The sequence below is a fragment of the Curtobacterium sp. 9128 genome (genome assembly GCF_900086645.1).
Lineage (GTDB): Bacteria > Actinomycetota > Actinomycetes > Actinomycetales > Microbacteriaceae > Curtobacterium.
In genome coordinates this window covers 3,932,635-3,943,501 of the sequence record NZ_LT576451.1, presented here as the reverse complement: position 1 = coordinate 3,943,501, position 10,867 = coordinate 3,932,635, and the positions used below count along the sequence as shown (strand labels likewise).

13 protein-coding genes are annotated in these 10,867 nt (G+C 71.3%); 10 read left to right on the top strand and 3 right to left on the bottom strand.

Going from position 1 to position 10,867, the window contains the following annotated elements; genetic code table 11:
* Positions 1 to 625, bottom strand: a 625-nt coding sequence (locus QK288_RS18815; RefSeq protein WP_281265790.1) for a hypothetical protein, incomplete at its 3' end; no start/stop codon positions are given.
* Between the two features lie 433 nt (positions 626 to 1,058).
* Between QK288_RS18815 and QK288_RS18810 the strand changes: the two genes are divergently transcribed.
* The 8 genes from QK288_RS18810 to QK288_RS18775 all read left to right on the top strand — a co-directional run bounded on the left by QK288_RS18810 (position 1,059) and on the right by QK288_RS18775 (position 7,076).
* Positions 1,059 to 1,919, top strand: a complete 861-nt coding sequence (locus tag QK288_RS18810) for a hypothetical protein (RefSeq protein ID WP_281265789.1) — start codon at positions 1,059 to 1,061, stop codon at positions 1,917 to 1,919.
* Entirely contained in the window at positions 1,916 to 2,161 is a 246-nt protein-coding gene (locus tag QK288_RS18805) for a hypothetical protein (protein WP_281265788.1), read from the top strand. The genes QK288_RS18810 and QK288_RS18805 overlap by 4 nt, the downstream gene beginning before the upstream one ends.
* Positions 2,134 to 2,742, top strand: a complete 609-nt coding sequence (locus QK288_RS18800) for a hypothetical protein (protein WP_281265787.1) — start codon at positions 2,134 to 2,136, stop codon at positions 2,740 to 2,742. Before QK288_RS18805 ends, QK288_RS18800 begins: the two co-directional genes overlap by 28 nt.
* Positions 2,739 to 4,052, top strand: a complete 1,314-nt coding sequence (locus QK288_RS18795; protein WP_281265786.1) for an amidohydrolase family protein — start codon at positions 2,739 to 2,741, stop codon at positions 4,050 to 4,052. The genes QK288_RS18800 and QK288_RS18795 overlap by 4 nt, the downstream gene beginning before the upstream one ends.
* 7 nt (positions 4,053 to 4,059) lie before the next feature.
* Positions 4,060 to 4,539 carry a cupin domain-containing protein gene (locus QK288_RS18790; RefSeq protein ID WP_281265785.1) on the top strand — a complete coding sequence of 160 codons (480 nt, stop codon included), beginning with the start codon at positions 4,060 to 4,062 and terminating at the stop codon, positions 4,537 to 4,539.
* Between the two features lie 115 nt (positions 4,540 to 4,654).
* The gene (locus QK288_RS18785) at positions 4,655 to 5,476 is read left to right on the top strand and encodes an ABC transporter substrate-binding protein (protein WP_281265784.1); all 822 of its coding nucleotides are present in this window, start codon (positions 4,655 to 4,657) and stop codon (positions 5,474 to 5,476) included.
* A 5-nt stretch (positions 5,477 to 5,481) separates the two neighbouring features.
* Positions 5,482 to 6,345, top strand: coding sequence for an amino acid ABC transporter permease (locus QK288_RS18780; RefSeq protein ID WP_281265783.1), 864 nt, complete (start codon positions 5,482 to 5,484; stop codon positions 6,343 to 6,345).
* Positions 6,342 to 7,076, top strand: a complete 735-nt coding sequence (locus tag QK288_RS18775) for an amino acid ABC transporter ATP-binding protein (RefSeq protein ID WP_281265782.1) — start codon at positions 6,342 to 6,344, stop codon at positions 7,074 to 7,076. Before QK288_RS18780 ends, QK288_RS18775 begins: the two co-directional genes overlap by 4 nt.
* Positions 7,077 to 7,167: 91 nt before the next feature.
* On the opposite strand, the gene QK288_RS18770 is transcribed toward QK288_RS18775, so the two are convergent.
* The gene (locus QK288_RS18770; RefSeq protein WP_281265781.1) at positions 7,168 to 8,592 is read right to left on the bottom strand and encodes a DHA2 family efflux MFS transporter permease subunit; all 1,425 of its coding nucleotides are present in this window, start codon (positions 8,590 to 8,592) and stop codon (positions 7,168 to 7,170) included.
* Between the two features lie 76 nt (positions 8,593 to 8,668).
* Here QK288_RS18770 and QK288_RS18765 point away from each other — a divergent pair, with 76 nt between their 5' ends.
* Entirely contained in the window at positions 8,669 to 9,295 is a 627-nt protein-coding gene (locus tag QK288_RS18765) for a TetR/AcrR family transcriptional regulator (protein ID WP_281265780.1), read from the top strand.
* Positions 9,296 to 9,312: 17 nt separating this feature from the next.
* Here QK288_RS18765 and QK288_RS18760 read toward each other — a convergent pair whose 3' ends face one another.
* Positions 9,313 to 10,278, bottom strand: a complete 966-nt coding sequence (locus tag QK288_RS18760) for an NAD(P)H-quinone oxidoreductase (RefSeq protein ID WP_281265779.1) — start codon at positions 10,276 to 10,278, stop codon at positions 9,313 to 9,315.
* Positions 10,279 to 10,426: 148 nt separating this feature from the next.
* Here QK288_RS18760 and QK288_RS18755 point away from each other — a divergent pair, with 148 nt between their 5' ends.
* On the top strand, positions 10,427 to 10,864 hold the full coding sequence (locus QK288_RS18755; RefSeq protein ID WP_281265778.1) for a hypothetical protein: 438 nt from the start codon (positions 10,427 to 10,429) through the stop codon (positions 10,862 to 10,864).
* Positions 10,865 to 10,867: the final 3 nt, after the last annotated feature.

Genomic DNA, 10,867 nt, shown 5'->3' with positions numbered 1-10,867 from the left:
GAGCGCCGGAGACATTCCTCAGGTCGGCGCCGATCCGGGCACGGCGCTGGCCGACGATGCACGATGGTCCCATGTCCACGGCCAGCGAACCCGTTGCCCACCGCACCACCGCCGTGGTTGGTGGTGGAAGACGCTGCTCCTCGGCTTCGTGCTCTGGGCGGTGACGATCGTCGTCACCGTGTACACGAGCAACACCAACCTGGGTGCCGACGATCATCCTGCTCGGCAGCTTCCTCGTGCCCTTCACCGTGGTCCTCTTCTCATCGAACGGGTCACCGGCACGGTCAGCACGATGCAGCTCGTCACGGCGTTCTTCGTCGGCGGCATCCTCGGGGTCCTCGGAGCGTCGCTGCTCGAGTCGGACCTGCAGCAGAACGCGCTGGTCTACGTCGTGGTCGGCTTCGTGGAGGAGTTCGTCAAGGGCGTGCTCCTCGTGGTCGTCGGATGGCGCGTCCGCCGAAGACGGCTCGGCAGGGAGCCCTGCTCGGCGCGACCGTCGGCGCCGGTTCGCCGCGTTCGAGTCGCCGGGTACGCCTTCAACGCCGCGATCACCTCGCGGGGGATCGACCTGGTGTCGCTGCTGCAGACCGAGGTCCTCCGCGCGATCCTCTCCCCGGTCGGCCACGTGCTCTGGACCGCGATCCTCGGGCGGTGCTGTTCGGTGCCGCGCACGGTCGGCCGCGGTTCCGCTGGGCCTGGAGCATCCTCATCACCTACGTCGTCGTCGCGCTGCTCACGGGCTCTACGACTCGAACTCCACGATCTCGACCCTCCTCGCGTTCCTCATCACCGGCACGCCGATCTCCGTGGCGCAGAACGGCGCGGTACCGGCGTCGATCGTGGGGCTCTCGTCGACGCTGTACCTCGTCGGCTCGCGATCGTCTCCGCGATCGGCGTCGCCGTGCTGATCGGGATCCAGGTGCACTACCGCAAGCGCACGCGGCAGCTCGGTGCCCCGCCGCGCCCGGCTGGGCGGACGCCCGCGCCCCGACGTGCTCCGCTGAGACCGCGACCGCTGAGACGGACGACCGGCCATCGCACGGCTCTACCCTGGGACCATGCCGCTGCGCTCCGACCCCGACACGGCGGCCTGGGCATCCGCGGCCGTCCGGCACTTCGCGCGGACGACGAACATGCTCGTCGCCGCACGCCGCTTCCGGATCGTCGGGGGCGAGCGCGGTGACGTCGCCGCGCTGGACGCGCTGCTGACCGGTCTCGGCGCGCTTCGCGCGGACGAGCACGAGCCGATCGACCAGCTCTGGTGCCTCGGCACGCCGGAGCACAGCACGCCCGTCATCGAGCGGGAGTCCGACCGCCCCCGCGGCGCGACCCTGATCGTGATCGACGCCGGCCGGCACACCCCGGCAGTCGACGAGGACGCGTTCGGCCCCGTCGCCCCCGCCCGACCTGGCGTGCTCGGGGTGCCGATGACCTCCGACGACGTGTTCCTGGTCTCGACGGGCCGCGACCCCGAGGCCGACCCCGCCGCCGAGGCCCGCCTGCGCTGGGCCGCCGCTCGATGCCGGTCTCCCGCGCCGTCGCCGCCGAGCTCGGCGACGGCGGACTCCTCCGTGCACCCGCATCGGCGTCGCGATGTTCCTCGAGCCGAAGACCGCCGTACTCAGCCTGCTGCTCCGCGACGCCGGTGCCGAGGTCGTCGTCTACGCCATGCCGACGAGACCGACGACGCCGTGGCGGACGCCCTCCGGAACGCAGGACTGACGGTCCACGCCAGCAGCACCGCGACGCTCGCGGAGCAGAAGGCGCTCGCACTCGCGATGCTCGACACCCGCCCGCACATCCTGCTCGACGACGGCTCGCACCTGATCCGCCTCGCACACCAGGAGCGTCCCGACCTGCTGCCGACGATGCTCGGTGCCGCCGAGGAGACGACGAGCGGCTCCGGTCCCTGCGCGTGATGGCCGAGCGCGGGCAGCTCGGCATCCCCGTGGTCGCGGTGAACGACGCACGCACGAAGACGTTCTTCGACAACCGGTACGGCACCGGGCAGTCGACGGTCTTCGCGACGCTCGACCTGGTCGACGGGCTCCCGTCCGCCGTCGCGCACCGGATCCGGTCGGGAGGCTCGGCAACGGTCGCCGGGTACGGACACGTCGGCGAGGGGTCGCCCTGGTGCTCCGCGCGCTCGGCTTCACCGTGACGGTCGCCGAGACGGACCCGGTCCGCGCCCTGCAGGCGCTGTTCGCCGGGCACGCCGTCGCTCCGCTCGCCGACGCCGTGCAGGGCGCGGACCTCGTGATGAGCGCGACGGGCGTCCGCGACACGATCACGGTCGACGTCCTCCGCTCCTGCGCTCCCGACGCGGTCGTCGCGGTTGCGGGCGGCGTCGACCAGGAGATCGCGATCGACGACGCGCTCGCGGCCGGTGCCTCCCGGTCGACGGTCGGGCCGCAGGCGGAACGGTTCACGTTCCCGGACGGCCACGGCGTCGTGGTGCTCGACGACGGTGGGTGCATCAACATCACCGCTGCCGAGGGCAACCCCGTCGAGATCATGGACCTCTCGTTCGCGGCGCAGCTCGGCGCCGTGCGGATGCTGCTCGAGCGCGGTGACGAGCTGCCGCGTGCCGTCGTGCCCATCGACCCCGCGGTGGATCAGGCGACCGCCCGCGCGGCGCTGGCCGCCTTCGGGACGCGCGCCGAGCCTCCCGGCAGCCTTGCCGCACAGCCCGCCGAACGCGAGCCGGACGTCCGGACCCGCCGGTTCGGAGACCCTGCATGAGCGACCAGCAGACCACCGTCCACTCGGCGCGCATCGTCGTGCCGATGACCGCGCCGCCGATCGCCGACGGCGCGGTCGCGGTCCGCGACGGACGCATCCTGCACGTCGGCGAGCGTGCCTGGGTCGTGGACCAGCTCGACGGCACGACGTTCATCGAGCGGCGGTGGAAAGGGGCGCTGCTCCCCGGGCTCGTGAACGCCCACTCCCACCTGCAGTACACCGGCATGGCCAGTGTCGGACGGGGCCAGTACGGCGGATTCGAGGACTGGGCCGCGGCGTTCAACGAGGAGTACGCGGAACCGCACGACTGGCGGGCCGAAGCTGCCGACGGGGCTGCGCAGTCGATCGTGGCGGGGGTGACGAGCATCGCGGACATCGTCACCGACATCGAGGCCGCCACCGCGCTCGAGACGTACGGCCTCGGCGGGATCGCCTACTGGGAGGTGATGGACTGGGAGAACGCGGCGTGGCAGGAGCACGGGCGCGACCAGGTGCTCGACGAACTCGCCCGGATCCCGACGACGCCGGGTGCAGGACTCTCCCCGCACGCGCCGTACTCGCTCGACGTCGCGCCGCTCCTCGAACTCCCGGACATCGTCCGCCAGCGCGGGCTCCGGTTGCACCTGCACCTGGGGGAGGCGGCGTTCGAGGGGGAGCGCCTCGCCACGTCACCAGAGCACGGATCCGACTGGCACCTCGCGAACGTGCCGTCGTTCCGGGCGATGCGCGCGCTCGGGTTCGGCGCGAGCGCGACGTCGTTCGTGGACCGGCTCGGCGTCCTCGGGCCGGACTGCCACATCGCCCACGGCGTCTACATGACCGCAGCCGACCGAGCCCTGCTCCGCGCCCGCGGCACCGCCGTCGCGCTCTGCCCGCGCTCGAACGCCGTCATCGGCCTCGACCCGCCGCCCGTCGCCGACTACCTCCGCGAGGGGAGCCCGATCGCGATCGGGACGGACTCGTTGTCCTCGTCGCCGTCCCTCGACCTGATGGCCGACGTCACCGCGCTGCACCGGATCGCCCGCGCGCAGGGCTACGGCGACCACGACCTGCACGAGCGACTGCTCGCGGCGGCCACGCTCGGTGGAGCGCACGCGATGGGGCTCGCCGTCGGTCCGGACCGGATCGGGCACCTCGCCGTGGGGGCCCGAGCGGACCTCGCCGTGTTCGACGTGGACGCCCGCACGGTGCCGGACGCGCTCGCGGAGCTCGTCGAGGACGGTGCCGGACGGGCCGCGGCGACGGTGATCCGTGGGCGTGTGCGAGCGGAGGACGGCCGTCTCGCAGACGACGGCCGTCTCGCGGGATGATGGTGGCATGAACGGGCAGATGGCACGGCGGACGGTCGACGGCGAGATCATCGAGTGGCTGGACGTCCCGAAGCGGGCCGCGGCACTCGGGATGGAGCCGCACCCGGAGGGCGGCTGGTACGTCCGCACCTGGACCTCGCCCGCGACGGTGTCGACCCCGGCGGGCGAGCGGCCGGCCGCGACGCTCATCCACTTCCTCCTGCCCCCGGGTGAGGCGTCCGCGTGGCACCGGGTCACGAGCGACGAGATCTGGATGTGGCACGGGCCGGACTCGGTGGTCCTCGAGCTCGGTGGCGACGGCGACCAGCCGGAACCGGGCGCGCAGATCACCCTCGGTGCCGATGCCGGCCGCGACCGGGTGAACGACGCGCAGGCGTTCGTCCGCGGGGGCGTGTGGCAGCGGACGCTCCCCGGTGCCGGCGAGGTCCTGCTGAGCTGCCTGGTCTCGCCGGGGTTCTCGTTCGAGGACTTCACCCTGGCCGACTGAGCCGGCAGCGTCGCGTGCCGGCGGCGGGGTCGCTCGGTGACGGGCCGGGTCGCGGTGGTGTACCAGTTCCCCGTACGATTCTCCCTGCCCCCACCCCCTGCACGAAGGCCCGACCGTGACTCGTCCCCTCCGCATCTCCATCGCCGTCGCGACCGCCGCGGTCGCAGCCCTCGCCCTGTCGTCCTGCGCATCGGGGAGCGGGAACAGCGCCGACGGCACGGTCACCGACGGCAAGCTCACGATCGCCACCGGGCAGCCCGCCTACTCGCCCTGGGTCGAGGACAACAAGCCGCAGTCCGGCAAGGGTTTCGAGTCGGCCGTGGCGTACGCCGTCGCGAAGGAGATGGGCTACGCGAAGTCGGACGTCGTCTGGAAGCGCAGCACCTTCGACAGCGCGATCGCTCCCGGCCCGAAGGACTGGGACCTCAACATCCAGCAGTTCTCGATCGACGCCAAGCGCAAGAAGGCCGTCGACATGTCCTCGGCGTACTACACGACCACACAGGCCGTCGTCACGACGTCGGGGTCGAAGGCCGTCGACGACACCACGATCGACTCCCTCAAGAAGGACGCGATCGGTGTCGCGACCGGTTCGACGAGCATCGCCAGCGTGAAGGACACCCTCGGGGTCACCCCGCAGGTCTTCAACTCGAACGACGACGCCGTGCTCGCACTGAAGTCGGGCCAGATCGACGCGATCGTCACCGACCTGCCGACCGCGTTCTACATGGCCGCAGCGCAGCTCGACGACGGCACCGTGTCCGCGCAGTTCCCGGCGGACGACAAGGGCGACCAGTTCGGGTTCGTGCTGCCGAAGGGTTCCGAGCTCACGAGCAAGGTCGACAAGGCACTGCAGACGCTCGACGACGACGGCACGCTCAAGCAGCTCCAGACGAAGTGGCTGTCGTCCGAGACGAACACCCCCGTCCTGAAGTAGCGCAGGTGACGGTCCCCACCGCCGTCGCGGCGGCTCCCAGTCAGGTCGAGCTCGAGCGACGGATCTACCGCCGTCAGCGCGGCCGCCGAGCGGTCCTCGCGTCCGTCGTGTCGACGGTCGTCGTCCTGGCAGTCGTCTACTTCGGCGTCGTGAACACCCCGGGGTGGGCTGCGGTCCAGCAGTCGTTCTTCGACCCGGGCACCGCCGTGTCGACGTTCCCGGACATCCTGCTCGGTCTGTGGCTGAACATCCGGATCCTGTTCTTCGCAGCCGTCGGCGTCGCGGTGTTCGGCACGCTGCTCGCCGTCGTCCGGGGTCTGCGCAACCCGGTGTTCTTCCCGTTGCGGATGCTCGCCACCGGGTACACCGACCTGTTCCGCGGGCTGCCGCTCATCATCGTGCTGTACCTCGTCGGCTACGGCATCCCCGGGCTCGGGATCTTCCCGCGCCTGCCCGCCGAGGTGTGGGGCACGGTCGCGATCATCCTGACGTACTCGTCGTACATCGCCGAGGTGCTCCGCGCCGGCATGGAGGCCGTGCACCCCTCGCAGCGGCTCGCCGCCCGGTCGCTCGGGCTGTCCCACGCGCAGACGCTGCGGCTCGTCGTGATGCCGCAGGCGATCCGGAAGGTCACGCCGGCGCTCATGAACGACTTCGTGTCGATGCAGAAGGACGTCGGTCTGGTATCGATCCTCGGCGCGGTCGACGCCGTCCGCTCGGCGCAGATCGCCCAGGCGGAGACCTACAACTTCACGCCGTACTTCGTCGCGGGTCTGCTGTTCGTCGTGATCAGCCTGCCGCTCATCCGCGTCACCGACGCCATCGCCCGCCGGCAGCAGCGCCGCGAGCAGATCGGGGGCACCGTATGACCGCCGTGCTCGAGCTCCAGGGACTCCGCAAGTCCTTCGGCGACCAGGAGGTCCTGCGCGGCATCGACCTCACCGTCGACCGGCACGAGGTCATCTGCGTCATCGGTGCGTCCGGCTCCGGCAAGTCGACGCTGCTCAAGACGGTGAACCTCCTCGAGGGCATCGACGACGGGCAGATCTTCCTGCAGGGAGCCGACATCTCGGACCCGCGCGTGGACGTCGACGCCACCAGGGCCCGGATCGGCGTGGTGTTCCAGCAGTTCAACCTGTTCCCGCACATCACCGTGCTCGACAACGTGACGCTCGCGTCGCGGAAGGTGCACGGCGTCCCGCGTGCCACCGCCGAGGCCACCGCGCGCCGGCTGCTCGACCGGATCGGGCTCGGGGACTTCGCCGGTGCGTACCCGGACCGGCTCTCCGGCGGGCAGCAGCAGCGTGTCGCGATCGTCCGGGCCATCGCGTCGGAGCCGGAGCTGCTGCTCCTCGACGAGGTCACGAGTGCCCTGGACCCGATGCTCGTCGGCGAGGTGCTCGACCTCGTCACCGAGCTGAAGCGCCAGGGTTCCACGATCCTGATGACGACGCACGAGATGCACTTCGCGCGGAACGTCGCCGACCGCATCGTGTTCCTGCACCGCGGTGAGGTCGTCGAGCAGGGCACACCCGCCGAGGTCCTCGACGCTCCCGCGCACCCGGCACTGGTCGAGTTCCTCTCCCGCGTCGGCGCGTAGCGCGTTCACCGCCCTTCGCGGCGCCGCGCCCCGTCACGGACATCGCGCCCCGTCGTGACAGGGCGCGATGTCCGCAACGGGGTGCGGCCGGTCAGGCCGCGAGCGCCGGCTCCGGTGCGAGCTCCGCCGCTGCCGGCTCCGCCGACGCCACCCCGCGCCCGGCGGGCAGGAACACGGCGACCAGGGCCGACACCGCGACCACCGCTGCCCCGACGAGCACCGCCGGCTGCGCCGCATCGACGTAGCCCGTCGGCGTCAGCTGCCCGCCGGCCCCGGTGAACACCGCGGTCAGCACGGCGATCCCGAGGGCCACGCCGATCTCCCGCAGGGTGGAGTTCGAGCCGGAGGCCTTCGCGTGGTCCTCCTGCGGCATCCGGGCGAGCACCGCGGTGGAGATCGGCCCGAAGACCGCGCCCATGCCGATGCCGGCGAGCAGGAACCCGGGGAGCAGGCCCGTGAACGTCACGTCGGCGGACATGGCACCGGCGATCCAGAACAGTCCGGCGGACAGGAACGCCATCCCGCCGGCGATCAGCACGCGGGTGCCGATCCGAGGTGCGACCATGCCCGCGAGCGGCGCGACCACCATCGGCGCGAGGGTCCACGGCATCGTCCAGACTCCGGCCTCGAGCGGGGAGCGGCCCTGCACGACCTGCAGGAACTGGATGAGGATGAACACCGCGCCGAACGCCCCGAACGAGAACGTCATCGCGACGATGTTCGCGAGCGTGAAGCTGCGGTCGCGGAAGAAGCGGAGGGGCAGGAGCGGTGCGTCGGTCGTGGCCTGGCGCACGACGAACGCCACGAGCAGCAGACCGCCGCCGACGAGCCCGGCGAGGACCTCGAACGAGGCCCACCCGGCGTCGTTGCCCCTGACGATGCCGAACACGACACCGAGGACCCCGAGCCCGGCGAGCACCACGCCGAGGACGTCCGCGCGGACCCGGGCGCCGAGGGTGTTCGGCAGGGCGAGCAGTGCCAGCGGGATCGCGATGATCCCGACGGGGACGTTGAGCCAGAAGATCGCCTGCCAGCTCCAGCCCTCGACGACGGCGCCGCCGATGAGGGGACCGAGCGCGACGCCGAGGCCGGAGATCCCGCCCCACGCGCCGATCGCGACGGTTCGGGTGCGGTCGGGGACGCTGCCGACGAGCAGGGTGAGCGAGAGCGGCATGATCGCCGCCGCTCCAGCGCCCTCGACGGCACGCCAGACGATGAGTGCGGTGGGATCGGTGCTCATCGCGGCGAAGGCCGACGAGATCGTGAACACGGTGATGCCCGCGACGAAGAGGTGCCGTCGGCCGAGCCGGTCGCCGAGTCCGACGGCGAGGAGCATCAGCGCGGCGAAGGCGAGTGTGTAGGCGTTGGTGATCCACTGCAGCTCCTCGACGGAGGCACCGAGGTCCGCGTGCACCGCGGGGAGCGCGCTCGTCACGACGAGGTTGTCGAGGGTCGCCATGAACATCGGGAGGGACGCGGCGGTGATCGCCAGCCAGACGGGGATGCGTCGTTTCATCGGGAGATCCGTTCTGAGGTAATCGGATGATTACTAACGATGGCGACTGTAGTAATCGACTGATAACCTGTCAACCATGACTTCTGGAGCAGATGCCGCAGTGTCGCGGACCGGTCGGATGCCGGCTGCTGAACGCCGGGCGATGATCCTCGACGCCGCGCGGGACCTGTTCGGCCGACAGGGCTACCACGGCACGACGACGGACCAGATCGCAAAGGCCGCCGGCATCAGCCAGCCGTACGTGGTCCGGATGTTCGGGGCGAAGGAGACGCTCTTCCTCGAGGTGCTCGACGCCACGCTCGCCACACTCGTCGACGCCTGGCGGGAGACGCTCGACGGACTGCCGTCCGGCGCGGACGAACACGAGCGGGCGCGCGCGATCGGGGAACAGTTCGTCGACCTCGCCGCGACGCGCGGACTGCACACGATGCTCCTGCAGGCGTTCGTCTCCGGCGCCGAGCCGGCCATCGGCCGGGCTGCCCGTGAGGGATTCCTCGGCATCTACCGGTTCCTCCGTGACGAGGCCGGCATCCCCGACGAGCAGGTCCAGGGCTTCCTCGGTTCCGGGATGATCTTCAGCGTGATGCTCGCGATCGACATGCCCGCCCGCTTCGACGATGACGAGGACGCGGCGGCGCTGCTCCGCGCGACGTTCGGCGAGAAGTGCATGCAGGTCGTCGCGTTGGCGCGCGCAGCCGCCTGACCGGTTCCCGGCGCGCGTCAGGGCTGCAGCAGGAGCTTGCCGATGACCTCGCCCGCCGCCATGCGGCGGTGCGCTTCGCCCGCCTCGGCGAGCGGCAGCACGGCGTCGACCACCGGACGCACGCGACCGTCGGCGACGAACGGCCACACGTTGTACCGGACGGCCTCGACGATGGCGGCCTTCTCGGCGAGCGGCCGCGCGCGGAGCGTCGTCCCGCTGATCGTCGCACGCTTGCGCATGAGCAACCCGAACGGCAGCGGTGCCTCGGTCCCGCTACCCGATGCGATCACGGCGACGTGCCCGTTCGGCGCGAGGACCTCGAGGTTCCGCGCCAGGTAGTCCGGTCCGACCACGTCGAGCACGACGTCGACGCCCCGACCGTCGGTGAAGTCGAGCGCACGGGCGACGAAGTCCTCGGAGCGGTGGTCGATCACCAGGTCCGCACCGAGGTCACGCGACGCGGCCACCTTGCGGTCGCCGCCGGACGTCGCGATCACCGTCGCGCCGAGTGCCTTCGCCCACAGGACCGCGTGCGACCCCATGCCACCGGTACCCCCGTGCACCAGCAGCGTCTGCCCCGGACGGAGCCCCGCGAGCATGCCGATGTTGGAATACACGGTGCACGCGGCCTCTGGAAGTGCAGCGGCCTCCACGAGGTCGATGCCGTCCGGCACCGGGAGCAGTTGCGTGGCGGGGACGACCACGTGCGTCGCGTACCCGCCGCCGGCGAGGAGCGCGCAGACCCGGTCGCCGACGGCCCACCCCGAGACGCCGTTGCCGAGCGCACGGATCGTGCCGGACACCTCCAGCCCCAGGATCTCGGACGCTCCGGGAGGCGGCGGGTAGTTCCCCTGCCGCTGCTGCAGGTCGGCGTTGTTCACCCCGGACGCCGCCACCTCGACGAGCACCTCGCCGTCGGAGGGCGTCGGGTCGGGGAGGTCGGTCAGGGAGAGTGCGTGCTCGTCGTACGTGATGGCCTGCATGCCCACGACGGTACGCGCGGCGACGTCGCCCGGCGGTGGTGCGGACCCGACACCCTCGCCATCCGACCCTGTGGGTTTCCCATGTACGCTCGGTCGCGCATCCGTGTTCCCGTTCGAGGGACACGACATCAGAACCTGGGGGATCACCATGCAGAAGTTCGCCGCACTCACCACAGCCGCCGTCGCCGTCGTCCTGCTCGCTGGATGCGCGTCCGGCGGGGCCGGCGGCGGATCGACGCCGACGCCGAAGGCACAGACCAAGGCGCAGGCCTGCAAGACGCTGGAGAGCGACATGAAGTCGGTCTCCAGCGAGCTGCAGTCGCAGATGACGAAGATCCAGAGCGACCCGACCACGGCGGTCGCGAAGCTCAAGGAGTTCGACGGCAAGCTCAAGGCGGCCACCGACAAGGTGACGAACGAGGACGTCCACGAGACGGCCTCCGGGTTCGAGCAGTCGTTCTCGAACCTCGTGTCGCAGCTCGAGGCCTACTCGAAGGACCCGCAGTCGGTGGACTCGACGAAGCTGCAGGACTCGATCACCGACGTCCAGAAGTCGACGCAGAAGATGAGCGAGGTCTGCGGCTGACGC